The sequence below is a fragment of the Plantibacter flavus genome (assembly GCF_002024505.1).
In the GTDB taxonomy this organism is placed as follows: Bacteria; Actinomycetota; Actinomycetes; order Actinomycetales; family Microbacteriaceae; genus Plantibacter; species Plantibacter flavus_A.
Genome location: NZ_CP019402.1, coordinates 1759625 through 1784061, shown reverse-complemented (window position 1 = coordinate 1784061; position 24437 = coordinate 1759625). Strand labels below are relative to the sequence as shown.

General features: G+C 69.7%; 19 protein-coding genes, 1 tRNA gene and 1 riboswitch. Of the genes, 6 read left to right on the top strand and 14 right to left on the bottom strand.

Annotation, left to right across the window (positions count from 1 at the left end; all coding sequences use genetic code 11):
- The first annotated feature begins 21 nt into the window (after positions 1–21).
- Positions 22–94, top strand: a tRNA-Arg gene (locus BWO91_RS08400).
- Between the two features lie 145 nt (positions 95–239).
- Here the strand turns inward: BWO91_RS08400 and BWO91_RS08395 are convergent.
- The 6 genes from BWO91_RS08395 to dinB form a co-directional block, all read right to left on the bottom strand.
- Complete coding sequence (locus BWO91_RS08395) at positions 240–812, bottom strand: hypothetical protein (protein WP_079002291.1); 573 nt, start codon at positions 810–812, stop codon at positions 240–242.
- Complete coding sequence (locus BWO91_RS08390; protein WP_079002290.1) at positions 809–1609, bottom strand: energy-coupling factor transporter transmembrane component T family protein; 801 nt, start codon at positions 1607–1609, stop codon at positions 809–811. Before BWO91_RS08390 ends, BWO91_RS08395 begins: the two co-directional genes overlap by 4 nt.
- Entirely contained in the window at positions 1606–3003 is a 1398-nt protein-coding gene (locus tag BWO91_RS08385) for an ABC transporter ATP-binding protein (RefSeq protein ID WP_240555746.1), read from the bottom strand. Before BWO91_RS08385 ends, BWO91_RS08390 begins: the two co-directional genes overlap by 4 nt.
- A gap of 86 nt (positions 3004–3089) precedes the next feature.
- Positions 3090–3680 carry an ECF transporter S component gene (locus tag BWO91_RS20215; protein ID WP_079002289.1) on the bottom strand — a complete coding sequence of 197 codons (591 nt, stop codon included), beginning with the start codon at positions 3678–3680 and terminating at the stop codon, positions 3090–3092.
- Between the two features lie 75 nt (positions 3681–3755).
- Positions 3756–3864: riboswitch (TPP riboswitch) on the bottom strand.
- Between the two features lie 50 nt (positions 3865–3914).
- Positions 3915–4244 (bottom strand): hypothetical protein, encoded by a 330-nt coding sequence (locus tag BWO91_RS08375; RefSeq protein WP_064295126.1) that lies wholly within the window; start codon positions 4242–4244, stop codon positions 3915–3917.
- Positions 4245–4253: 9 nt separating this feature from the next.
- Positions 4254–5552 (bottom strand): DNA polymerase IV, encoded by a 1299-nt coding sequence (gene dinB, locus BWO91_RS08370; RefSeq protein WP_079002288.1) that lies wholly within the window; start codon positions 5550–5552, stop codon positions 4254–4256.
- Between the two features lie 82 nt (positions 5553–5634).
- On the opposite strand from dinB, the gene BWO91_RS08365 reads away from it, so the two are divergent.
- A complete protein-coding gene (locus BWO91_RS08365; protein ID WP_079002287.1) occupies positions 5635–6960 on the top strand; it encodes an acyltransferase family protein in 1326 nt (441 codons plus the stop codon).
- Here the strand turns inward: BWO91_RS08365 and BWO91_RS08360 are convergent.
- The 4 genes from BWO91_RS08360 to gatC form a co-directional block, all read right to left on the bottom strand.
- The gene (locus tag BWO91_RS08360) at positions 6931–7527 is read right to left on the bottom strand and encodes a hypothetical protein (protein ID WP_064295123.1); all 597 of its coding nucleotides are present in this window, start codon (positions 7525–7527) and stop codon (positions 6931–6933) included. The two genes, BWO91_RS08365 and BWO91_RS08360, sit on opposite strands and share 30 nt — an antisense overlap.
- A gap of 115 nt (positions 7528–7642) precedes the next feature.
- On the bottom strand, positions 7643–9142 hold the full coding sequence (gene gatB / locus BWO91_RS08355) for an Asp-tRNA(Asn)/Glu-tRNA(Gln) amidotransferase subunit GatB (protein ID WP_064295122.1): 1500 nt from the start codon (positions 9140–9142) through the stop codon (positions 7643–7645).
- A gap of 3 nt (positions 9143–9145) precedes the next feature.
- Complete coding sequence (gene gatA / locus BWO91_RS08350; protein WP_079002286.1) at positions 9146–10657, bottom strand: Asp-tRNA(Asn)/Glu-tRNA(Gln) amidotransferase subunit GatA; 1512 nt, start codon at positions 10655–10657, stop codon at positions 9146–9148.
- Entirely contained in the window at positions 10654–10953 is a 300-nt protein-coding gene (gatC, locus tag BWO91_RS08345) for an Asp-tRNA(Asn)/Glu-tRNA(Gln) amidotransferase subunit GatC (protein ID WP_064295120.1), read from the bottom strand. Before gatC ends, gatA begins: the two co-directional genes overlap by 4 nt.
- Positions 10954–11043: 90 nt before the next feature.
- Between gatC and BWO91_RS08340 the strand changes: the two genes are divergently transcribed.
- On the top strand, positions 11044–12765 hold the full coding sequence (locus BWO91_RS08340; protein ID WP_240555744.1) for a long-chain-fatty-acid--CoA ligase: 1722 nt from the start codon (positions 11044–11046) through the stop codon (positions 12763–12765).
- Positions 12766–12767: 2 nt separating this feature from the next.
- On the opposite strand, the gene ligA is transcribed toward BWO91_RS08340, so the two are convergent.
- Positions 12768–15095 (bottom strand): NAD-dependent DNA ligase LigA, encoded by a 2328-nt coding sequence (ligA, locus tag BWO91_RS08335; RefSeq protein WP_153303420.1) that lies wholly within the window; start codon positions 15093–15095, stop codon positions 12768–12770.
- Between the two features lie 151 nt (positions 15096–15246).
- Between ligA and BWO91_RS08330 the strand changes: the two genes are divergently transcribed.
- Positions 15247–16725: a sugar porter family MFS transporter gene (locus BWO91_RS08330; RefSeq protein WP_064295118.1), complete on the top strand. Its 1479-nt coding sequence runs from the start codon at positions 15247–15249 to the stop codon at positions 16723–16725.
- A gap of 59 nt (positions 16726–16784) precedes the next feature.
- On the opposite strand, the gene mnmA is transcribed toward BWO91_RS08330, so the two are convergent.
- A complete protein-coding gene (mnmA, locus tag BWO91_RS08325; protein WP_240555742.1) occupies positions 16785–17903 on the bottom strand; it encodes a tRNA 2-thiouridine(34) synthase MnmA in 1119 nt (372 codons plus the stop codon).
- A 60-nt stretch (positions 17904–17963) separates the two neighbouring features.
- Positions 17964–19187, bottom strand: a complete 1224-nt coding sequence (locus tag BWO91_RS08320; RefSeq protein ID WP_079002283.1) for a cysteine desulfurase family protein — start codon at positions 19185–19187, stop codon at positions 17964–17966.
- Between the two features lie 68 nt (positions 19188–19255).
- Between BWO91_RS08320 and glgX the strand changes: the two genes are divergently transcribed.
- Together glgX and ybaK are read left to right on the top strand one after the other, a co-directional pair.
- Positions 19256–21298 carry a glycogen debranching protein GlgX gene (gene glgX / locus BWO91_RS08315; RefSeq protein ID WP_079002282.1) on the top strand — a complete coding sequence of 681 codons (2043 nt, stop codon included), beginning with the start codon at positions 19256–19258 and terminating at the stop codon, positions 21296–21298.
- 2 nt (positions 21299–21300) lie between these two features.
- The gene (gene ybaK / locus BWO91_RS08310) at positions 21301–21792 is read left to right on the top strand and encodes a Cys-tRNA(Pro) deacylase (protein ID WP_071260869.1); all 492 of its coding nucleotides are present in this window, start codon (positions 21301–21303) and stop codon (positions 21790–21792) included.
- 57 nt (positions 21793–21849) lie between these two features.
- Here the strand turns inward: ybaK and glgP are convergent, their stop codons facing one another.
- Positions 21850–24423 (bottom strand): alpha-glucan family phosphorylase, encoded by a 2574-nt coding sequence (gene glgP / locus BWO91_RS08305; RefSeq protein WP_079002281.1) that lies wholly within the window; start codon positions 24421–24423, stop codon positions 21850–21852.
- Positions 24424–24437: the final 14 nt, after the last annotated feature.

Below are 24437 nucleotides of genomic sequence, written 5' to 3'. Positions count from 1 at the left end.
GCGGTATCCTGGACGACGCCCGCCTCCGTAGCTCAGGGGATAGAGCAGGAGCCTTCTAATCTCTTGGTCGCAGGTTCGAATCCTGCCGGGGGCACCTCACACGACATCGCGGACCCTTCTCATCTCTTGGTCGCAGGTTCGAATCCTGCCGGGGGCACACCCCTTCGACAAGCTCAGGGACCGGAACCCGAGCCCTGACCCTTCGACAAGCTCAGGGACCGATACCCGGACGCTCATCGTCACTCGCGCAACCAAGGATTCCAACGTCCACGACTGTCGTGAGCGAGGGCGTCGAGGACGAGTGCGGAGACCTGGTCCGCCGCGCCGGTCGCCTCGATGCGGAGCCCGGCATCGAGGTCGGGCCGCTCCCGCTCGATGAACGCGTCCTCCTGGAGGGTCCACCCCGCGAGCCAGTCCACACCGTCACCGCGCCCGATGAGGCGGTCCGTGCGCTGCACCATCGGCGCGTCGAGCCACAGCACCGTGTCGGCGAGCACCCGCGACGCCCGCGACGACGAGCCGCAACCCTCGACGATGAGTGGACGGTCGCTCGGCACGAGGTGCACCTCCGCACGGGCGGACCGTTCCCAGTCCCAGCGCCGCCACTCCCCCGCGCGCCGCTCAGCGAACGGTCTGACGATCCACTCGACGAGGAGTCGAGCACCTTCCTCGAGCCCTTCCCACCCCGGATACAGGTCGTCCATGTGGATGACCGTGCTGTCGGTCAACGCGGACGCCACCGAAGAGGCGAGCGTCGTCTTCCCCGTGCCCGAGCGACCGTCGACGAGCAGGACCGGCGGGACCGCGCTCACTGACCCACGACCCGGAACGTACCGGCGAGGACGGCCGTGGACAGCGCGAGGGCCATGATCACGACCGTCACCAGGACGGCCACGAGATCGGCCCGGCCCAGGCGGGACGGTCTCGCCCAGGTGCGTTCGATCGGCGCCCCGAACCCCCGCGCCTCCATCGCCGTCGCGAGTTTGCTCCCCCTTCGTATTGCGAACACCAGCAGGACGAAGGCCATGGAGGCGAACCGGCGGACCACTCCCCGGTCCCCCAAGCCACGGGCACGACGGGCGAGCGCGAGACTGCGCCAGTCGTCGATGAAGAGTCCGAGCATCCGCGCTCCAGCGAGGATCCCGAGCACGAACCTCGACGGCAGCTTCGCGATCTGGGACATGCCGTCGGCCAGATCGGTCGGGTCCACCCGCGCGAAGAGCAGGATCGTCGGGAGACCGAGCGCCAACACGCGGATCGTCACGGCGACCGCCAGTTCGATCGAGTTGTCCGTCACGCGGACGAACCCGAGCGACAGGTACTCCGTCCCTCCCGGCTTCGCGTACAACAGCATGCTGATCCCGCCGATGGGCGCGAAGACGAGCACCGGCAGGGCCCGCTTCAGCAACGCGGTGAACCGCAGGCCGGAGAGCGGGAACAGCATCACTTCGAGCAGGACCGCCGTGCTCGCACTCACCCAGTCGATCGTCAGCAGCAACGGGACGGACAGGATCAGGACGGCCAGCACCTTTGTTACCGGATTCACCCGATCGAGCGGCGGTCGATGGTGCAGCACCGTCGAGCGCTCCGCTGCCGTGAGGCTCGTCATGCGGCCCGCCTCCGGAGCTCCGGCGGTTCGAGGAGGATGCGATGGTCGCCCAGATGCTCGACGACCCCCGCGTCATGCGTGACGGAGACGATCGTCGCGCCGCGTTCGAGCTCGTGCTGCAGCAGGCGGACGAGTGACAACCACGTGCGTCGATCCTGCCCGAACGTCGGTTCGTCGAGGACCATGACCGCCGGCCGGGCGGCGAGGACGGTGGCCACCGACAACCGGCGCTTCTGACCGCCCGAGAGACTGAACGGGTTCGCCTCGGCGAGACGACCGAGACCGAGCGCATCGAGGATCTCGGAGACCCGCTCATCGATGGCGGTCCGGGACCAGCGGAGGGCCTGCAGGCCGACACCGAGCTCGTTCCGCACGGTCGATGAGACGAACTGGTGCTCGGGATCCTGGAAGACCGTCCCGATGCGCGTGAGCAACTCGGTCGACTTCCAGCGGATCGGCCGGGATCCCAGCCTGCCGGCGAGCTGCGGAGCGGCGGTCACCGTCCCCGTGATCTCCGGCAGCAGTCCCGCCAGCGTGAGCGCGAGCGTGGACTTCCCCGCGCCGTTGGGGCCGACGATGACGGTCGCCGCGCCTTCGGGCACCGCGAGCCCCAGGTGCTCCTGCACCGGCTGCTTCCGCGTTCGACCGATCGCCAGGTCGTCGGTCGTGATGACCGCCGCTGACGGGCCGGACACCGGACGAGGGGCCAACCCCAGCGGGACGCCCGGCACCCAGACGCCCGCATCGGCCAGGCGCCGCCCGACGTCGTCGAGGACGAGGTCGGGTGGCCCGTCGGCGAGGACACCGCCGTCGGCGTCGAGCACGACGACCCTGGTCATCAGCTCGCGCCAGACGTCGACGCGGTGTTCGATGACGACCAGGGTGGACGAACCGTCATCGACCAGCCGAGCGACGGCGTCCCGCACCTCGGCCACCCCGGCCGGGTCGAGGTTCGCGGTCGGTTCGTCGAGCAGGAGGAGCGAGGGCTGCATGGCGAGTACGCCGGCGAGGGCCAGCCGCTGTTTCTGACCGCCGGACAGCGCCGAGGTCGAGTGGTCCAGCGGCAGGTCCAGTCCGACGGCCTCCAGCGAGGCGTCGACGCGGCGCCAGATCTCCTCGCGCTCGATGCCGAGGTTCTCGCAGCCGAAGGCGACGTCGTCGCCGACCTTGGACAGGATCACCTGCGAGTCGGGATCCTGCAGCACGAGCCCGATGCGACCCCTCGCTCGTTCAGGCGGAACGCCGTCCACGAGGAGCGAGCCGTGGGACTCCCCCTCGTCCGCTCCGCCGAGCACGCCGGCCAGTGCGTGGATCAGCGTCGACTTGCCGGCACCGGACGCCCCCAGCAGGAGGACCCGCTCGCCCGGTTCGATCACGAGGTCGAGGTCGCTCACCGCCCAGGCCTTCCGACCGGCATGCCGCCACCCCCAGTCCCGCGCGACGACGCGCGCCGGACCGGTCGCAGCCGCTCCCGGCACAATCAGACCTCGCGCCGAGCGTCCCGCCCCGACGCGAACCGACTGAGCGCTCCGGTCGACGCGAGTGCCCTGACGAGTGCCCAGCCGACGACACCGGCGAGGATCGCGCCCGAGACGAGCAGCGAACCGAGGTAGATCGCGTTGAACTCGACACCCTTCTCGAGGTTGCCCGACATGACGAGTTCGAGGAGCCACGCGCCGGCCCCGGCACCGGCCCCGGCGAGGATCGCCGGAACGAGGCCGAAGCGCTTGTACGCGAACGCCGCGAACACCAGCTCGGCACCGAGGCCCTGAGCGAGCCCGGAGTACACCGTCGTGATGCCCCATGCGTTGCCGATGAGGGCGGAGACGATCGCCCCGATGGTCTCGACGAGGAGGGCAGCGCCGGGCTTCCGGATGATGAGTCCGCCGAGCACCCCGCCGAGGAGCCAGATCCCGACGGCGATCCCGCCGAAACCGGGCGTGACGGCGCTGGCACCCGCGTACCAGAGTGATCCGAGCGTGTTCCACGCCCAGAAGATGAGGCCGGTCGCGACGCCGAGTACGGCGACCACGACGATGTCGACGACCCTCCAGCGCAAGGTCCGCGACACAGCGCGTTCAGAGGGTGATACCTTAGTCGATGCTGACACGATACGTGCCCTTCCTGTAGACGGAAAAGAGCACGGGATAGCGAGAAATGGTCTCCCTGCGCTGGCATGATCCAGATCAGGTTCGACGGTCGAAGGCGAATACCTTCCTCTCAGCCCGGTTCACCGGACTCCCGTGGTGGCACGAGTCTAACCCCTGCCGTGCGCGGTCGCACGACAGGGGTTGGACGGAGGGGGCTACTTCTTGAGAGCCTTGATGAGGCCGGCGAGCGCCTTGCCGCTCACCCAGATGAACGGGATCGCGACGGCGATCAGCGAGATGAGGTTCGGGTCGAAACGGAGACCCTCGTCGGTCTTGATGTAGGCACCGACGGGGATGGAGACGCCACCGCCGCCACCGCCGCTCGGGGCGTCGTCGCCGTCGCCCTCGGAGCCGCCGCCGAAGCCGTAGTACGTCAGCGCGACGGGCACGAGCTTCGTCCCGTCGATGTCCTGCTGCTCCCCATAGGCCGCGGTCACGCCGAGCCCCTTCGCCTGTTCTGCCAGCTTCTCCACGAGATTCGTCATACGGCGAGGCTATCGCTCGGCATCTCCCGGTCCAAGGGGTTGATCCGTGCTCCCAGCACCCTGCGAGTCTCCGCGACTGCCGAGTCCGCGACGCCTCGGCTTGCCGAGGAGGGAGGCGGGGGCGATCGCGAGATCGCCGAACCGGCTTGCGACCCGGTCGATCGTCTGCTCGGCTTCACGCCACTCCTCGTCCGGGTCCCAGAGCCCGGCACCGGCCTCATCGGCCGGGACGAGCTGGTCGACCTTCACCCCCACGAGGCGCACGAGGCGTCCGCCGCGATCGAGGTCGTCGAACAGCGAGGCCGCTTCGTCGTACACCCGCCGGCCCACGTTCGTGGCCTCGCCGATGGTGCGCGACCGGGTGACGACGCTGAAGTCCGCATAGCGCACGCGGATGCTGATCGTCCGGCCGGCGTAGCCGCCCTTCCGGAGTCGGATCGCGACGAGGCCGGCGAGGTTCAGCAGTTCGCGCTTGAGGATGGTCGGGTCGGAGACGTCGGTCGGGAAGGTCACCTCGTGGCTGACGCTCTTCTCGCGACGTGCCAGCTCGATGCCGCGCGGATCGATCCCGTTCGCGAGCTCGAGGAGTCGGCGACCGGAGGCTTCACCGACCGCGCGCTGGAGCATCGACAGCGGGGTGGAGGCGAGCTGACCGATGGTCCGGATGCCCCGGTTCGTCAGCTGCTCCTCCGTCCGACCACCGACGCCCCACAGTGCACCGACCGGCAACGGGTGGAGGAACGCCAGGGTCTCGTCGGCCGGCACGACCAGCAGACCGTCGGGCTTGGACAGGCCGGAGGCGAGCTTCGCGACGTACTTCGTCGCCGCCAGGCCCACCGAGCACGGCAAGCCGGTCGCGTCGAGGACCCGTTGCTTCACGAGCGCGGCGATCGTCCGCGGGCTCCCGAGCAACCGGACCGCGCCGGAGACGTCGAGGAAGGCCTCGTCGATGCTCAGGGGTTCGACGAGCGGTGTGACCGACTCGAACACCTCCATCACCCGGTCGGAGTACTCGCGGTACCGGCCGTGGTGGGGCGGCAGCACGACGGCGCTCGGACAGAGCCGCATCGCCTGGGACACCGGCATCGCCGCGCGCACGCCGTACCGGCGAGCCTCGTAACTGGCGGAGGTGACGACCGACCGCCCCTCCTTGTTGCCGACGATGATCGGCAGACCGCGCAGCTCGGGCCGTTCCAAGAGCTCGACCGAGACGAAGAACGCGTCCATGTCGACATGGAGGATGGGGGTACCGCTGTCGTCGGCATCGTGCGCCGAGACGCGACGAGACGCTCCATCCTGCCGACTCATGCCTCCATTGTCGCAGTCGCCTCCGACACGCTCTCCACAAGGGCCGAGGCGGGAGTGTCCGGCGACGCTAGGCTGTCCGGCGATGAGCACGCGAACGCGGACCGGGTCGGCCCCGGCGGTCCCAGACCTCTCCGGGCGGGACCTCGCCCTTGACCTCGTGCGCGTCGCCTGCGTCGTCACGGTGGTCGTCGTCCACCTCCTGATGGTCGCCGTGGCGGTCGAGCCGGACGGCGCGATCGGCATCTCCCGGGCGCTCGAGCAGCAGCCGTGGTTCGACACGGGCACCTGGTTCGGCCAGATCATGCCGCTGTTCTTCATCGTGGGCGGCTTCGCGACGATCACCGGCTGGCGCAGCACCGTCAGACGTGGTGGCGGGACCAGCGACTTCCTCCGGTCCCGGGTGTTCCGACTCGCCCTGCCGACGATCCCGGTCCTGCTCTTCCTCGCCGCAGGGCTGTGGCTCGCCGGGGCGCTCGGTGTCGACCCCGCCATCATCGAGGCCGTCGCCGCAGGCGTCGGGTCCCCGCTCTGGTTCCTGGCCGCCTACCTGCTGTGCCAGGCGGTCGCGCCCTTCCTGGCCACCTGGCACGACCGCCACCCCGTCCTGACCTGTGCGGCCCTGCTGGCCGGCGTGATCCTCGTCGACGTCGTCCGGTACTCGACCGGCCTCCTGGGCATCGGTCTCGTCAACCTGGTGTTCGTCTGGCCGCTGCTGCAGCAGTTCGGGTTCTTCTTGGCCGATGGTCGTCTCCGCACCGTCCCTCGCCTCGTCCTCGTGGCCGTGGTGCTCGTCTCCTACGGTGCGCTCGTGCCGATCACGACCTGGCTGCCGTACTCGACCAGCATGCTCGGCAACCTCAACCCACCGACCCTCCCCCTCGTCGTCCTCGGCGTCGGGCAGCTCGCCCTGCTCGCCCTGGTGCACCCGCTGCTCACGGCGATCATGCGGACCCGCGCCGCGCGAGCCGTCGTCTTCCTCATCGGGTCCCGGCTGATGACGGTGTACCTCTGGCATCTCCCCCTGATCATCGCGGTCGCCGGTCTCCAGCTCGCCCTCGGCATCCCCTTCGCGGAACCGCTGAGCGCGGCATGGTGGTGGACCCGACCGGTCGTGCTGCTCGTCGTCGCGGTCCTGCTCGCGGGCGTCGGCACACTCCTCGGCCGCGTCGAGCACCCCCGCAAGCTGCGCCTCGACCCCGAGCGCAAGCCAACGCACGTCGCCGTGTGGATCGCTCTCGCGAGCGCCTTCATCATGCCCTTCGCGGAGATCTCCCACCCGCTCACCGCCGCGATGGCGGCTGCCGGCGCTGTCGGCTCGATCATCGCGGTCGTGCTCCTGAACCCGACCCGTCGGCCGGTCGAGCGCGTCGCAAGCGGATCAGACCAGGCCGTGGACCAGCGGCCGTAGCCATTCGCGAAAGGCCTCCCGGTCGTCCCGGAGCGACTCACTGACCACGATCGTGTCGGGCGCGACCACCCAGGCCCCCGGTCGGCAGATCGGGAGCACCTCGAGGTCCAACCGGAACGAGCTGGATTGCCGACGCAACTCGAACTGGCGCTCGCGGATGAGTTCGTAGACGTCGGTGAGACGGCTCGGCGATCGACCTGCGAGTGCGCGTTCGTACTCACGGATCCGAGCCGACGCCCATCGGTGCGCCTCGTCGTACGCCCGGTAGGCGAGCTCCTGCAGGTCGAGGGCTCGATCGAACACCTCGAAGTGTGGTGGACGGACCTCGGCCATGAAGAGGCGCGTGTCGCGACGAGCGATCCCGGTCCACCAGCCGTCGAATTGGACCGCGAGCGCGTCGAGGTCGAGGCCGGCGACGTCGATCCGCTCCAGCCCCGGCGTGACGGCGGGAAGCTGCGCGACGCATCGCTCCCCGAGCCCTGCCATGTCGCGGAACGCGAGCGCCAGCATGAGGGCCATCGGAGCGTCTTCCGTGACCTGCCACCGCATGGTGCCTTCGACCAGCATGGCGGAAGTGTATGCCGGGCCAGCAGTCGGCACCAGGGCTTCCCCTGGCCGACGACATCGGGCCCGTGCCGCCGTCGTTGACGCTGGCACGGGCCCGATGGTGCAGGAGTGACCGCTACTGCGAGGCGCGTTCCAGGACGAGTTCGCGCACACGTGCCGCATCGGCCTGTCCGCGCATCGCCTTCATCACGGCGCCGATGACCGCGCCGGCCGCCTGGACCTTGCCGTCGCGGATCTTGGCGAGGACGTCAGGCTGAGCGGCCAGTGCCTCGTCGATGGCGGCGATCAGCGGACCGTCGTCGGACACGAGCGCGAGACCGCGAGCGTCGATGACCTCCTGAGGAGTGCCCTCCCCGTCGATGACGCCCTCGAGCACCTGGCGCGCGAGCTTGTCGTTGAGCGTTCCGTCCTCGACGAGCGCAGCGAGTGCCGCGACGTGCTCGGGCGACACGAGGCTGGTCGCCTCGACGTCGCGCTGGTTCGCGATCCGCGAGATCTCACCCGTCCACCACTTCCGTGCGGCGGCCGGAGCGGCGCCGGCCTCGACGGTGGCCGTGATCTCGTTCAGCAGACCACCGTTCACGACGTCCTGGAACTCCAGGTCGGTGAAGCCCCACTCGCTCTTCAGCCGACGGCGGCGGACCGCCGGCTGCTCGGGCAGGGCCGCTCGGAGTTCCTCGATGAGTTCGGGCGACGGCACGACCGGGAGCAGGTCGGGCTCCGGGAAGTACCGGTAGTCGTCGGCGTCGCTCTTCGGCCGGCCGGCGGACGTGGCCCCGGTGTCCTCGTGCCAGTGCCGCGTCTCCTGGACGATGGATCCGCCGTCCTTGAGGATCGCAGCCTGCCGCTGGATCTCGTAGCGGACGGCGCGCTCGACGGAACGCAGGGAGTTGACGTTCTTCGTCTCCGTGCGCGTGCCGAGCTTCTCCTGGCCGCGCGGGCGCAGCGAGATGTTGGCGTCGCAGCGGAGGTTCCCGCGCTCCATCTTCGCGTCGGAGATGCCGAGCGCCACGACGATGTCGCGGATCGCGGAGACGTAGGCCTTCGCGATCTCGGGCGCCCGGTGCTCGGTGCCGTAGATCGGCTTCGTGACGATCTCGACGAGCGGCACACCGGCGCGGTTGTAGTCGACGAGCGAGTACTCGGCACCCTGGATACGGCCGGTGGAACCGCCGATGTGCGTGAGCTTGCCGGCGTCCTCCTCCATGTGCGCGCGCTCGATCGGCACCGTCACGATGGTGCCGTCGGCCAGCTCGACGTCGACCGAGCCCTCGAAGGCGATCGGCTCGTCGAACTGCGAGATCTGGTAGTTCTTCGCGAGGTCGGGGTAGAAGTAGTTCTTCCGCGCGAACCGGCTCGAGGGTGCGATCGAGCAGCCGAGGGCGAGCCCGAGGCTGATCGAGTACCGCACCGCCTGCTCGTTCACGACCGGGAGCGATCCGGGCAGACCGAGGCAGACCGGCGAGATGTTCGTGTTCGGAGCGTCGCCGAAGCCGTTCGGTGCCGAAGAGAACATCTTCGTCTTGGTGTTCAGCTCGACGTGCACCTCGAAGCCGAGCACCGGCTCGTACAGTTCGAGGGCTTCTTCGTAGGAGAGGAGCTTGTCCTTGGCCATGGGTTACCGACCTCCGAGAGCGGGTGCCTGCGAGATGAGGGTGTGCCCCCACGTCGATTCGAGGAGCGCCTCGAGGGCGGCGCCGACCCGGTAGAGCCTGGCGTCCTCCCGTGCTGGCGCCATGAACTGGATGCCGACGGGCAGACCGTCTTCGGGCGCGAGACCGATCGGCACGCTGATGCCGGGCACACCGGCGAGGTTCGCCGGGATGGTGGTGACGTCGTTCAGATACATCGCCAGCGGGTCGTCGATGCGCTCGCCCAGCTTGAACGCCGTCGTCGGGGCGCTCGGGCTCACGAGGACGTCGACCTGGTCGAACGCCGCCGCGAAGTCGCGCTGGATGAGCGTCCGGACCTTCTGGGCGCTGCCGTAGTAGGCGTCGTAGTAGCCCGCGCTGAGCGCGTAGGTGCCGAGGATGATCCGTCGCTTCACCTCGGGACCGAAGCCGGCCTCGCGCGTCGCGGACATGACCTGCTCGACCGTGCCGCCACCCTCGGGCGTGACCCGCATCCCGAAGCGCACCGAGTCGAACTTCGCGAGGTTGCTCGACGCTTCGGCAGGGAGGATGAGGTAGTAGGCGGCGACGGCGTACTCGAAGTTCGGAGCGGAGACCTCGACGATCTCGGCACCGTTCGCCTCGAGGACCGCGAGCGCCTCCTGGAAGCGGCTCTTCACACCGGCCTGGAAGCCTTCACCGTTGAGCTCGGTGACGACGCCGACCCGGAGGCCGCGCAGCACGTCGCCGCGCGCGCCCTCACGGGCCGCAGCAGCCATCGAGGGCCACGCGTCGCGGAGCGAGGTGGAGTCGAGGGCGTCGTGCCCGGCGATGACGTCGTGGAGGAGGCCCGAGTCGAGGACCGTGCGGCTGACCGGTCCGACCTGGTCGAGCGAGGAGGCGAGTGCGATCGCCCCGTAGCGGCTGACCGCGCCGTAGGTGGGCTTCACGCCGACCGTGCCGGTCACGTGCGCCGGCTGGCGGATGGAACCACCGGTGTCGCTGCCGAGGGCGATGGGCGCCTCGAACGCGGCGACCGCGGCAGCGGAGCCACCGCCGGAACCGCCGGGGATGCGGTCGAGGTCCCACGGGTTGTGGGTCGGGCCGTACGCCGAGTGCTCCGTGCTCGAGCCCATGGCGAACTCGTCCATGTTCGTCTTGCCGAGCGGCACGAGACCGGCGGCACGTGACCGCGCGACGACGGTCGCGTCGAAGGGCGACAGGTACCCCTCGAGGATCTTGCTCCCCGAGGTGGACGGCATGTCGGTCGTGACCAGGACGTCCTTGATGGCGAGCGGGACGCCCGCCAGCTCGCCGAGGTCCTCGCCAGCGGCACGGCGTGCGTCGATGTCGGCGGCGACGGCGAGCGCGTGGTCCGACACGTGGAGGAAGGCGTGGACGTCGCCGTCGACCTGCGCGATGCGGTCGAGGTGGGCCTGGGTGGCTTCGACGCTGGAGACCTCGCCCGCGCGGAGCTTGCTCGACAGCTCCGCTGCCGTGAGACCGATCAATCCGCTCACTGCTCCTCCCCCAGGATCGCCGAGACCTTGAAGCGGCCGTCGGCCGATTCCGGCGCGTTCTGCAGCGCCTGTTCGCGCGTGAGCGTGTTGCCGACGACGTCGTCGCGGTACACGTTCTCGAGCGGGATCGGGTGGCTCGTCGCCGGGACGTCAGGCGTGGCCACCTGCTGCACCTTCTGGATGTTGTCCACGATGGAGTCGAGCTCCGTCGTGAGGTGGGCGATCTCGTCCTGGCTCAGGGCGATTCGAGCGAGGTTCGCGAGATGCGCGACCTGCTCGGTAGTGATTTCCGACATGCGTCTCCCGTACGTGTAGCGGTGGCGGTCGCTCCAGTCTATTCGCCAGGGACGTGGTCGTCCGTCGGGCTCCGCCCCTACAGTGGAACGGTGACCCAGAACGACTCGAGCAGCCGTCCCCGTCCCCCGCACGAGCGTCCGTGGCTCGCGAGCTACGCCGCCGACGTGCCGGACGACATCCCCGAGCAGACCGGCAGCCTCGGCGATCTCGTCGAGGCCTCGGCGGCGAGCTACCCGGACGCCGTCGCGCTGGAGTTCTTCGGGTCCACCACCACCTACACGGAGCTCGAGGCGCTGATCGCCCGTGCCGCCGCGGGCCTGCGTGCACTCGGTGTCCGGGCGGGCGACCCCGTCGCCCTCATGCTCCCGAACTGCCCGCAGCACATCGTCGCGTTCTACGCCGTCCTCAGGCTGGGTGCCGTCGTCATCGAGCACAATCCGCTCTACACCCCCCAAGAGCTCCGCCACCAGTTCGAGGACCACCGCGCGACGTTCGCGATCGTCTGGGACAAGGTCGCCGAGCACCTGCAGGACTTCCCGGCCGACCTGGCGGTGCACTCGCTCGTGACGATCGACGTGACCCGGGCGATGCCGCTCCACATGCGCGCCGCTCTCCGTCTGCCCATCCCGAAGGCGAGAGCCTCACGGGCCCAGCTCACCGCACCGGTCTCGGGCACCGTGCGGTGGGAACAGCTCCTGACCTCGGCGCCGCTGCCGGCGAGCCACCCGAAGCCCGCGACCGACGCCCTCGCGCTCATCCAGTACACGAGCGGGACGACCGGCTCGCCCAAGGGGGCCGCACTCACCCACGGCAACCTGCTCGCGAACGCGGCGCAGTCCCGAGCCTGGGTGCCCACGGTGAAGCGCGGGGAGGCCGTCGTCTACGCGGTGCTCCCGATGTTCCACGCCTACGGCCTGACGCTCTGCCTGACCTTCGCCATGAGCATGGGCTCGCGCCTCGTCCTCTTCCCGAAGTTCGACCCGGCGCTCGTCCTCAAGGTCATGAAGAAGCGACCGCCGACCTTCCTGCCCGCCGTACCGCCCATCGCCGACCGACTCCTGACCGCGGCGACCGAGCAGGGCGTGTCGCTGCAGGGCACCGAGATCGCCATTTCGGGAGCGATGCCGCTGCCGCACGACCTCGTCGTCCCGTTCGAAGCCGCGTCCGGCGGCTTCCTCGTCGAGGGCTACGGGCTCTCCGAGTGCTCACCGGTCATCTCCGCGAACCCGGTCTCGACCGCACGGAAGCCCGGGACCATCGGCCTCCCGCTGCCGAGCACCGAGGTGCGCGTCGTGGATCCCGACGACCCGGAGACCGACCGTCCGGCCGGCGAGGCGGGCGAGCTGCTCGTCCGCGGCCCGCAGGTCTTCCGCGGCTACTACAACAAGCCCGAGGAGACCGCCGCCGTCCTGCTCCCAGGCGGCTGGTTCCGCACCGGCGACATCGTGTCCATCGACGAGGAGGGGTTCATGACCGTCGTCGACCGGATCAAGGAGCTCATCATCACCGGCGGGTTCAACGTGTCGCCGAGCGAGGTCGAGCAGGTGCTCCGTGGACATGCGTCGGTCGCCGACGCCGCCGTCGTCGGTCTCCCCGATCCCCACTCCGGCGAGCAGGTCGTCGCGGCCGTCGTCGCGGCTCCCGGTGCCACCGTGGATGCGAACGCGCTCAGAGCCTGGGCGCGGGAGATCCTCACCCCGTACAAGGTGCCGAAGCGGGTCGTCGTCGTCAACGAACTCCCCAAGTCACTCATCGGCAAGGTGCTGCGGCGCCAGGTCCGCGACGAGCTGCTGCAGGCCGACAAGGACTGAGCTCAGTCGGTCGGCGCCCCGTCGGCGGACGCCGCACCCTCGGCTTCATCCTCGGCCGGGGCGTCCGGCTCGCCGAGTGCTGCTGGACCCTCGGAGACGAGCAGGGCGAACTGCTCGGCGTCGATGATCCGCAGACCGAGTGCTTCGGCCTTCGCGAGCTTCGACCCGGCACCCGGGCCGGCGGCGACGAAGTCGGTCTTCTTCGAGACGCTCGACGCGGCCTTCCCTCCCGCCTGCACGATCGCTTCCAGCGCACCCTCCCGGGTGAAGCCCTCGAGCGAACCGGTGGCGACGACGGTGACACCCGACAGCACCCCGCCGGCCGCGACAGCGGCGCCCGGCCCCGGGTGTCCGGGAGTCGCCCACTGCACGCCCGCCGCAGTCCACTCCTCGACGATCTCGCGATGCCAGTCGACCTCGAACCAGGCGATGAGCGCATCGGCGATGATCCCGCCCACGCCGTCGACCTCCGCGAGCTCGTCGCGGGTGGCCGCACGGATGGCATCGAGCGAACCGAAGTACTCCGCGAGTGACCGGGCGGCGACCGGGCCGACGTGGCGGATGTTGAGTGCCACGAGCAACCGTGCGAGCGGGCGGGTCTTCGCGCCGTCGAGGTTGGCGAGGAGTTCGATCGCGTTCTTGGACGGCACCGAGGACTCGTCACCGTCGAACTCGGCCGCGGCCGGATCGTGCACGCCGTCCTTCTTGGCGCGTCGGCGGCGGAAGGGCGTGACGCGCTTCTCGGATCCGTCCTCGTTGAGCTTGGGCAGGCCGGTCTCGTTGTCGCGGACGATCACCGTGACCGGGAAGATGTCGGCCATCGTGAGCGAGAAGAGTCCGGCCTCGGTGGTCAGCGGTGGTTCCGCGGGCTCCACCGGCTGGGTGAGCGCCGCTGCCGCCACCTCGCCGAGCGCCTCGACGTCGAGCGCGCCACGGGAGCCGATGTGCTCGACGCGTCCGCGCACCTGCGCCGGGCAGCTCCGCGCGTTCGGGCAGCGCAGGTCGATGTCGCCCTCCTTCGCGGGGGCGAGAGTGGTACCGCACTCGGGGCAGTGCTCGGGCATGACGAACTCGCGCTCCGAACCGTCGCGGAGCTCGACCACCGGGCCGAGGACCTCGGGGATGACGTCGCCGGCCTTCCGGAGGACGACGGTGTCACCGATGAGCACCCCCTTCGCCTTCACGACGTCCTGGTTGTGCAGGGTCGCCTGACGCACCTCGCTGCCGGCGACGAGCACTTTATGCATGACGGCGAACGGGGTGGCGCGACCGGTACGCCCGACGCTCACGACGATGTCGAGCAGCTTCGTGTTCACCTGCTCGGGCGGGTACTTGTAGGCGATGGCCCATCGCGGAGCACGACTCGTCGCGCCGAGCTCGCCGTGGAGCGCGAGATCGTCGACCTTCACGACGACGCCGTCGATCTCGTGCTCGACGCTGTCGCGGTGGGCGCCGAAGTACTCGATGAACTCCGCCGCACCGGTCGCCTCGTCGTGGACCCGGTAGTGCGAGGAGGTCGGGAGCCCCCAGCTGTGCAGCAACTCGTAGACCTGCGACTGCCGGGCGACGGGCGGCTGTTCCCACGCGCCGATGCCGTGGACGAGCATCTGCAGGCGGCCGAGCCGGTCGTGCATGAGTGCGAGCTGGGCCGGGTTCTTGCTCTCCGCCTTCTGGCGCAGGGAACCGCTCGCCGCGTTGCGCGGGTTGGCGAAGACCCGTTCACCGGCCGCCGCCTGGTTGGCGTTCAGTTCGCGGAAGGCCTCGACCGGGAAGAAGATCTCGCCCCGGACCTCGACGACCTCCGGGAACTCGACATCCGGGTCGGACGAGGTCAGTCGCTCGGGGATGGAACGGATGTACCGCACGTTCTCCGTGACGTCCTCGCCGACGACGCCGTCGCCTCGCGTGGCCGCGCTCACGAGGCGGCCGCGCTCGTACCGGAGGTTGATGGCGAGGCCGTCGATCTTCAGTTCGCAGAGGTACTGGACGGACCCTCCGGCGTCGCGCTCGACCTTGGCGGCCCAGGCGAGGAACTCCTCGATCGAGAAGACGTTGTCGAGGCTGAGCATGCGCTCGAGGTGCGTGACCGGGGCGAACAGCGTGGTCTCGGCGCGCCCGCCGACGGTCTGGGTGGGGCTGTCCTGACTCTGCAGCTCGGGGAACAGACGCTCGAGCTCCTCGAGCCGCCGGAGCATCGCATCGTACTCCTCGTCGGAGGCGAGCGACTCGTCTCGCTCGTAGTACGCGTCGCGGAGCTCGAGGATGCGCGAGGTCAGTTCCTCGGCCTCGGTCGATGCCTGCTGGAGGGTCTGTCCGGTGCTGTTCGCCACGGCGTCCAGTCTACGAGCGGCGTCCGACACCGGCGGGCGCTTGACACCCGGCACGTCCTCCCGGATGTGCGCAACGGGGTCGGGGCGGGTCTCATCGAGGAGTAGGGTGTCGCAGTGCCGCAGGAACCATGCGCGCGGAATCGGAGGAACCATGTCCCAGTCCAGCAGTCCGGGAACGGGGGCGGCTCCCACCAGCAAGCAGCTGACCGCGCGCGTCATCGGCATCTCCGTCTCGGCCGCGGTCGGTGGCTTCCTCTTCGGATTCGACTCCTCCGTGGTGAACGGCGCGGTCGACGCGATGCAGGACCACTTCGCGCTCAGTGAGGCGCTCATCGGCTTCGCGGTCGCGTCAGCGCTGCTCGGTTGCGCGCTCGGCGCCTACCTCGCGGGTCGGATCGCAGACAGCCGCGGCCGCATCTTCACGATGCTGCTCGGTGCAGGCCTGTTCTTCGTCTCCTCCTTCGGAGCCGGCTTCGCCTTCTCCCCCTGGGACCTCGTCATCTGGCGCATCGTCGGCGGGCTCGGTATCGGCATCGCCTCGGTCGTGGCTCCGGCGTACATCGCCGAGATCGCGCCGAGCGCCATCCGCGGCCGTCTCGCCTCGCTGCAGCAGCTCGCCATCACGCTCGGCATCTTCGCCGCGCTCCTGTCCGACTCCGTCCTGGCGGGCGCCGCCGGCGGCGCGTCGAACCCGCTGTGGTTCGGCGTCGAGGCCTGGCGCTGGATGTTCATCGCCTGCGCGCTCCCGGCCGTGGTCTACGGCGTGCTCGCGATGCGACTCCCCGAGTCGCCCCGGTTCCTCGTCCGCAAGGGCAAGTCCGACGAGGCCCGTCGGATCTTCGCGACCGTCTGGCCGCAGGAGGAGGTGGATCGCGCCGTCAAGCTCGCCGAGCAGGCGGTGAAGGACGATGAGCAGCAGAAGAAGGCGACCCTCTGGGGCGGACGCTTCGGGCTCCTGCCGATCGTCTGGATCGGCATCATCCTGTCGATCTTCCAGCAGTTCGTCGGCATCAACGTGATCTTCTACTACTCGACGACGCTGTGGAAGGCCGTCGGGTTCCAGGAGTCCGATTCGCTCCTCATCTCGGTCATCACCTCGGTGACGAACGTCGCGGTCACCATCGTCGCCATCCTGCTCGTGGACCGCATCGGTCGACGGCCGATCCTCCTCGCGGGCTCCATCGGCATGACGGTCTCGCTGGGTGCGATGGCGATCGCGTTCACACAGTCGGTGACCGACAGCGCTGGTGAGGTGTCGTTGCCCCAGCCGTGGGGAACGATCGCCCTCGTGGCCGCCAACGTGTTCGTGGTCGCGTTCGGCGCGTCGTGGGGACCGCTCGTCTGGGTGCTCCTCGGCGAGATCTTCCCGAACCGCCTGCGCGCGAAGGCACTCGGTGTCGCGGCGATGGCGCAGTGGATCGCGAACTTCCTCATCACGGTCAGTTTCCCGGCCCTCGCCGCGTTCTCCCTGCCGGTGACCTACGGCATGTACGCGCTGTTCGCGCTCCTCTCGTTCGTCTTCGTCCTCGCGAAGATCCCTGAGACGAACGGCCTGACGCTCGAGGAGGCGGAGACCCTCTTCGTCAAGAAGCCCAAGAAGTCCAAGGCGGGCGCACCGTCCCGATCCTGAGACCGACGCGGAACGCCCGACGAGCCTGGCTCGTCGGGCGTTCCGTCGTTCCGGGGTCGTCAGGCGGAGGCGGCGGCTCCGACGGGTACCGCGCTGACGGTGCGGTCGATCGTGAACTGACCGAGGACGCGCGTCCCGCTGTACAGCACGGCGGTCTGTCCGGGAGCGACGCCGTCGAGCGGTGTCTCCGGGTGGACGACGAGTTCGCCACCGACGAGCGTCAGCTCGGCGGGGACCGGGTCCGCGTGCGCACGGATCTGGACGTCGCACGGGATCGCTTCGGCACCGACCTCCGGAGCCCTCCCAGCCCAGGTGAAGCGCGAGCCGGCGATCTCGCCGATGGCGAGCGCCTCCTTCGGCCCGACGACGACCGTGTTGTCCTTCGGACGCACCTCGAGGACGAAGCGGGGACGTCCGTCCGGCGCCGGCACGCCGAGGTGCAGGCCCTTGCGCTGGCCGACGGTGAACGCGTGGGCACCCTCGTGCGAACCGACGACGGCTCCGTCGCGGTCGAGGACCTGGCCGGTCTCGGTACCGACCCGCTCCCCCAGCCAGCCCTTCGTGTCGCCGTCAGGGATGAAGCAGATGTCGTGGCTGTCGGGCTTGTTCGCCACCGTGAAGCCGCGCTCAGCGGCCTCGGCACGGACCTCGGCCTTCGACGGCGTCGCTCCGAGCGGGAACATCGAGTGCGCGAGCTGTTCGGCGGTGAGCACGCCCAGGACGTACGACTGGTCCTTCGCCCAGGCACTCGCCCGGTGCAGTTCTCGATCACCGTCGGGGCTCGTGACGATCGTGGCGTAGTGGCCGGTCACGACCGCGTCGAACCCGAGATCGAGCGCCTTCTCGAGCAACGCGGCGAACTTGATCTTCTCGTTGCATCGCATACACGGGTTCGGGGTCCGGCCGGCGCGGTACTCGGCGATGAAGTCGTCGACCACGTCGAGCTTGAAGCGCTCCGAGAAGTCCCACACGTAGTACGGGATGCCGATCAGGTTCGCCGCACGCTGGGCGTCCATCGAGTCCTCGATGGTGCAGCACCCGCGACTGCCGGTCCGGAGCGTGCCCGTCATCCGGCTGAGCGCCAGGTGGACACCGACCACCTCATGGCCCGCGTCGACGGCGCGTGCCGCTGCCACGGCGGAGTCGACTCCGCCACTCATCGCTGCCAGAACTTTCACCGGGCAAGTCTACGCGCCAGCCGCCGGACGGCCACCCGCAAGCAGCGACGGGAGGGCTGCTCAGGGACGAGCGCCCAGTGCCGTGTCGCGGTCGGCGGAACCGGCCCGACTCGCCTGCGCGTACGCGCGCGGCAGTGCCTGGAGGAAGTCGTCCACGTCGCCCTCGGTCGTCGTCCGGCCCAGCGTGATCCGGAGGACCGATCGGGCCTCGGTCTCCGGGCGTCCCATCGCGAGCAGGACATGCGACGGTTCCGGGACGCCGGCCTGGCATGCGGAACCCGTCGAGACCGCCACCCCCGCGAGGTCGAGCAGGAAGAGCATCGAGTCCCCCTGTGCGCCGGGGAACACGAAGTTCGCGTTCGACGCGAGTCGTTCGCTGGGATCACCCGTCAGCTCGGCCTCCGGAACGGTCGCCCGCACGCCGGCCACGAGTCGGTCGCGCAAGGCGCTGAGACGCTCCTGTTCCGCGGTCCGCTCGAGCGCCATGAGCTCTGCGGCGACGGCGAATCCGACGGCTGCCGCGACGTCCTGCGTGCCGGAGCGGAGTCCGCGTTGCTGTCCGCCACCGTGCTGCAAGGGCTCGACCACGGCTGCGCGACTCACGACCAGGGCTCCGATCCCCACGGGACCACCGATCTTGTGCGCGGAGACGCTGAGCGCGACGAGACCACCGGCACCGACGGATCCGGATGCGGCGCGAAGGTCGGCGAGGTCGATGGGGAGGTGTCCGTAGGCCGAAACCGCGTCCAGGTGGAACGGCACCTCGGACGCTGCGGCGAGCGCCGCCAGCCGGACGACGGGCTGGATGGTGCCGACCTCGTTGTTCGCCCAGAGCGCCGTCGCCACGGCGATGTCGGGGCCGTGGTCGGCGAAGCGCGCGGCCGCCGTGTCGAGTGAGACGCGGCCGAGGTCGTCGAGCGGGATCCAGAGCGGGGATGCACCCTCGTGGCGCTCGAGCCACTCGACGGTGTCGAGCGTGGCGTGGTGCTCCCCCGCGGGTGCGAGCACGGCGGCGCGGCGTCGATCCTGCTGGCGGTGCCAGTAGAGCCCCTTGAGGGCGAGGTTGATGGATTCGGTGCCGCCGGAGGTGAAGACGAGTTCGATGGGGTCGCATCCGAGGGTCGCCGCGACCCGCTCACGTGCCTCTTCGAGGAGGCGGCGGGCCTGTTGCCCGGGGCCGTGGATGGAGGCCGGGTTGCCGACGGTCGCCATCGCGGACGCGTAGGCCTCGATCACCTCGGATCGCACCGGGGTCGTCGCGGCGTGGTCCAGGTACACCACCATGCCGCTCCTCCCCTCGCCGCGTTGTCCGCGGATCTTCGCGCACTCCCGCACTCACTACTGTAGAACCCATGAACGCTGGTGACCCCTTCCACGATCTCGGCGTCCGCCTCGGCCCGTCCGGTGGTGAGCTCCGTGTGTGGTCCGAGCATGCGGATGCCCTCGAACTCGTGATCTTCGACGACAAGGATCTGAACTGGATCACCCACTCGGTCGAGATGACCCGCGACGACGACGGTGTCTGGAGTGGGAGTTCCGAGGAGCTGGTGCTCGGCCGACGCTATGCGGTCCGCGCCTCCGGGCCGTCCTCGCCGAACAACGCCTTCGACCCGAGCCTCCTGCTGCTCGACCCCTACGCCCGCGGCCTCGCCCGGGTGTCGGCAGAGCAGTGGCGGTCCGTCGTCGTCGACGACGCGTTCGACTGGGGCGGTGTGCAGAAACCCCGTGTCCCGCTCGACCGGACCGTCGTGTACGAGGCGCACGTCAAGGGGCTGAGCAAGCTGCACCCCGACGTGCCGGAGGAGCTGCGGGGCACGTACGCGGGCCTCGCCCACCCCGCGATGATCGCGCATCTGCACGACCTCGGGGTGACGAGCGTCGAACTGCTTCCGGTGCACGCGTTCACCTCTGAGCAGCGTCTCATCAAGCAGGGCCTCGTCAACTACTGGGGCTACAACACCCTGAACTTCTTCAGTCCACACGCCTCCTACGCGACGAAGACGGCGCAGGCGGGAGGCGCGGACGAGGTCCTCCGCGAGTTCAAGGGCATGGTGAAGCTGCTGCACGAGGCCGGCCTCGAGGTCATCCTCGACGTCGTCTACAACCACACCGCCGAAGAGGGGCCCGGCGGCCCCCGCACGAGCTTCCGCGGCATCGACAACGCGACCTACTACCGTCAGGACGCCACCGGCGCCTACATCGACGTGACGGGCTGCGGCAACACCGTGGACTTCGGCCACCCGGTCCCCCAACAGCTCGTGCTCGACTCGTTGCGGTACTGGGCGGACGAGGTGCAGATCGACGGCTTCCGGTTCGACCTCGCTGCGACGCTCGGTCGGAACGAGGCGGTCGAGTTCACGCCCGACCACCCCCTGCTCGAGGCGATCGTCCACGACCCGTCGCTCGTCGACGCGAAGATGATCGCCGAGCCCTGGGACGTCGGGATGGGCGGCTGGCAGACGGGGAACTTCCCCGCCGGGTGGCACGAGTGGAACGACCGGTACCGGGATCGCGTCCGCAACTTCTGGCTCTCCGACATCGACTACGCGAGACGGGCGGACGCCCCTGTCGGGATCGGTGGGTTCGCGACCCGTCTGGCCGGATCGAGCAACACCATCTCCGCTGAGCGCGGTCCGCTGGCCTCCGTCAACTTCATCACGGCCCACGACGGGTTCACCCTGGCGGACCTCGTCTCGTACGACGTCAAGCACAACGTCGGGAACGGCGAATCCAACCGCGACGGGACGGACAACAACCGTTCCTTCAACCACGGTGCCGAGGGCCCGACGGACGACCCCGCGATCCTCGCCGCTCGTCGCAAGGCGATCCGGAACCTGCTCGGCACGCTCCTGCTGTCGGCGGGTGTCCCGATGCTCACGGCTGGCGACGAGTTCGGGCGGAGTCAGCGCGGCAACAACAACGCCTACTGTCACGACTCCGAACTGACGTGGGTCGGGTGGACGAGGGAGCCCTGGCAGGACCAGTTGCTCGCACACAGCCGCCGGCTCCTCGAACTGCGCCGCGAACACCCCGCCCTCCGACCGGAGCATTTCGCCGCCGCCGGGACGACGGTGCCCGGCGCGAGCGTCATGGACTGGTTCGACGCGTCTGGCGGGACCATGAGCACCGAGGACTGGACGAGTCCACGGAACCGGACGTTGCAGTTCTTCTCGACGAGCACGCCGGAGTCCGAGGAGCTCGACCGCGTGCTGCTCATCGTGCACGGCGTCGAGCAGCCGGTCGAGGTCACCTTGCCCCAGCACGAGGGCGTGACCGCGTTCGTGCGCATCTGGAACTCCGCAGACGACGCACCGACGTCCGAGGAGGAGCAGTTCGTCCCCGGCCAGACGGTCCCGGTCTCGGCCACGTCGATGCAGCTCTTCCGAGCCGTCTGACGATGGCGAAACGGAGGGCCGAGGGCGGTGGCACCCCGGCGACGGTGACGTTGACCTCGCTGGGCATCCCGTTCACCCCGCGCTCCTACCGACACGATCCGTCGGTGACGGCCTTCGGGCTCGAAGCAGCCGCAGCGCTCGGGGTCGACCCGCCCAGGGTGCTCAAGACCCTGCTGGCGGAGGTGGACGGGTCGCTCGTCGTCGCGATCGTCCCGGTCACCGACCAACTCGACCTCAAGGCGCTCGCGACGGCCCTCGGCGGGAAGCGGGCGACGATGGCGGACCCCGCCGTCGCCGAGCGCAAGACGGGCTACGTGGTCGGCGGCATCAGCCCGATCGGGCAACGCACCACGCTCCCGACGGTGCTCGACGAGAGCGCCTTCGAGCACGAGACGGTGTTGGTCTCGGGTGGTCGGCGCGGGTTCGACCTCGAACTCGCCCCATCAGACCTCGGATCGGCCGTGTCCGCCGTCGTCGCGCGGATCGCCAGATAGTCGGATCCCTCGGCGCGCCGGTCCGGGGGTCGTACCGGCGCGTCGGAGGGGATCGCCCTACTGATCCGCCACGGCGACGAGCCCGAGTTCCGCGGGGGTGAGGAGCAGCTCGTGTCTCGGCACGATGCGCACCGTGTACCCGAACCCGCCGGCCCGATCGAGGGGAAGCGTCCCGGCGTACTCGAGCGTGTGCTCCGGCCGACTCGTCGACGGGGACTGCTGCTGCTCGAGCGGCTGCGTCCGGATGTCGAGCAGTTCTCCCCCGGCACCGGGTACCCCGCAGACCACCTCGACGGTCACGTCCTCCGGTGACAGCGATCCCAGCTGGACGTAGGCGCGCAGCCGCAGTACGTCACCGACCTGCGGGACCGCGTCGACACCGCCGCTCTCGACATGGGCGACCGCCAGCTGTGGCCAGGCCTCGCGCACCCGCTGCTTGTAGGCTGCCAGCTCGCGCGCCCGCTGCTGATCGGACGCGTTGAGCTCGCGCTCCATCGCCGCCGCCGGGAGGTACATGCGCTCCGTGTACTCGCGGACCATGCGGTCGGCGCTGAGCGGTTCGGACAGCGTCGAGATCGTGTGTCGCACCATCTGCATCCAGCGCTGCGGCAGCCCGTCGTCCTCACGCTCGTAGAACCGCGGCACCAGCTGGTGCTCGAGGATCTCGTACAGCGCCGTGGCCTCGAGGGCGTCGCGTTCCTCGTCGTCCGCCGCCCCGTCCGCCGACGGGATGACCCAACCGTTCTCGCTGTCGGCGTACTCGTTCCACCATCCGTCGAGGATCGACAGGTTCAGGGCCCCGTTGAGGGCGGCCTTCATGCCGGAGGTCCCGCAGGCCTCGAGGGGACGCAGCGGGTTGTTCAACCACACGTCACAGCCCGGGTAGAGCGTCTTGGCCATCCCGATGCCGTAGTCGGGCAGGAAGACGATGCGCGATCGGAGCTCGGGATCCTGGGCGAACTGTACGAGGCGCTGGATGAGCCGCTTGCCGTCGTCGTCCGCCGGGTGCGCTTTGCCCGCGACGACGATCTGGACGGGCCGTTCGGGATGGAGCAGGATCGCGCGAAGTCGATCGGGATCGCGCAACATGAGGGTGAGCCGCTTGTAGCTCGGCACGCGCCGGGCGAACCCGATCGTCAACACCTCGGGGTCGAGCAGTTCATCGATCCAGGACGGGAGCACCGCTTGCGGGTTCTGGGTCCGATACCCGTCGGCGATCCGGCGCCGCACGTCGGCGACGAGGCGCTCCCGCATCCCGTGCTTCCGCGACCAGAGCTCGGCGTCCGAGAGCGAGGGGTCGGACCAGTCCGCCCGACTCGTGTCGGTCGTCCCCCACCGGTCCACGGCGAGGTCGACGAGCGACGGATCGGTCCAGCTCGGGGCGTGGACACCGTTCGTGATGGACGTGATCGGCACGTCCGAGACGTCGAAGCCGGGCCAGAGGCCTCGGAACATCGCCCGGCTCACCTCGCCATGCAACCGACTGACGCCGTTCGCACGCTGCGCCAGACGCAGACCCATGATCGCCAGGTTGAAGACGTCGGCCGAGCCGCCGTTCGCCGTCTCGTCGCCGAGTGCGAGGACGTCCGGTGCGGCGACGCCCGGGAGCAGGTCACCGCTGAAGTACCGCGTGATCACCTCGCGGTCGAACCGGTCGATCCCGGCCGGAACGGGGGTGTGCGTCGTGAAGACGGTCCCGCCCCGCACGAGTTGCAGCGCCTCGTCGAAGGAGAGTCCGTTGCCGACGAGGTCGCTGATCCGCTCGAGCCCCAGGAAACCGGCGTGGCCTTCGTTGGAGTGGTAGACCTGCGGCAGCGCGTGGTCCGTGAGCTCGCTCCACTGCTTGATCGCTCGGACGCCGCCGATGCCGAGGAGGAGTTCCTGCAAGAGTCGATGCTCGCCGCCACCGCCGTACAACCGGTCCGTCACGCCGCGCAGCTCGGCGACGTTCTCCGGGATGTCCGTGTCGAGCAGCAGCAGTGGCACCCGACCGACCTCGGCGATCCAGACCCGTGCCGACAGGCTCCGGTCGTCCGGGAGCGCCAGGGTGACGGTGACCGGTGTCCCGTCCGGCTCCCGGAGCACCGTGACCGGGAGTCCGTCGGGGTCCTGCACGGGATAGGACTCCTGCTGCCAGCCGTCGTTCGTGATCGACTGCGCGAAGTATCCGGAGCGGTAGAGGAGGCCCACGCCGACGAGCGGCACCCCCAGGTCGGACGCGCTCTTCAGGTGGTCGCCGGCGAGGATGCCGAGTCCGCCCGAGTACTGCGGCAGGGCCGCGGCGATACCGAACTCGGGCGAGAAGTAGGCGATCGTCTGCGGTTTCGGGTCCGGAAGACCCTGGTACCAACGCGGCTCCTCCAGGTACCGGCGGAGGTCGGCGTGCAAGGCGTCGGCGCGGCCGACGAAGTCCGCATCGGCGGCGAGTTCCGCCAGTCGCTCCGGTGTGACGAGACCGAGGCCGCTGATCGGATCGTGGTCGGACTCGCGCCAGACGTCCGGTGCGATCTCGTCGAACAGGCGCTGCGTCGGCTCGTGCCACGACCACCGCAGGTTCGCAGCGAGGGCGGTGAGCGAGGTCAGGGACTCGGGGATGAGCGCGCGGACGGTAAACCTGCGGATAGCCTTCACGCGCTCACTCTAGG

Bases quoted from the DNA above. Each gene is read 5' to 3' on its own strand.
- BWO91_RS08390 (WP_079002290.1), bottom strand. From the start codon at position 1,609: ATGACGAGCCTCACGGCAGCGGAGCGCTCGACGGTGCTGCACCATCGA.
- BWO91_RS08375 (WP_064295126.1), bottom strand. From the start codon at position 4,244: ATGACGAATCTCGTGGAGAAGCTGGCAGAACAGGCGAAGGGGCTCGGC.
- dinB (WP_079002288.1), bottom strand. From the start codon at position 5,552: ATGAGTCGGCAGGATGGAGCGTCTCGTCGCGTCTCGGCGCACGATGCC.
- BWO91_RS08365 (WP_079002287.1), top strand. From the start codon at position 5,635: ATGAGCACGCGAACGCGGACCGGGTCGGCCCCGGCGGTCCCAGACCTC.
- BWO91_RS08360 (WP_064295123.1), bottom strand. From the start codon at position 7,527: ATGCTGGTCGAAGGCACCATGCGGTGGCAGGTCACGGAAGACGCTCCG.
- gatB (WP_064295122.1), bottom strand. From the start codon at position 9,142: ATGGCCAAGGACAAGCTCCTCTCCTACGAAGAAGCCCTCGAACTGTAC.
- gatC (WP_064295120.1), bottom strand. From the start codon at position 10,953: ATGTCGGAAATCACTACCGAGCAGGTCGCGCATCTCGCGAACCTCGCT.
- BWO91_RS08330 (WP_064295118.1), top strand. From the start codon at position 15,247: ATGTCCCAGTCCAGCAGTCCGGGAACGGGGGCGGCTCCCACCAGCAAG.
- BWO91_RS08320 (WP_079002283.1), bottom strand. From the start codon at position 19,187: ATGGTGGTGTACCTGGACCACGCCGCGACGACCCCGGTGCGATCCGAG.
- glgX (WP_079002282.1), top strand. From the start codon at position 19,256: ATGAACGCTGGTGACCCCTTCCACGATCTCGGCGTCCGCCTCGGCCCG.
- ybaK (WP_071260869.1), top strand. From the start codon at position 21,301: ATGGCGAAACGGAGGGCCGAGGGCGGTGGCACCCCGGCGACGGTGACG.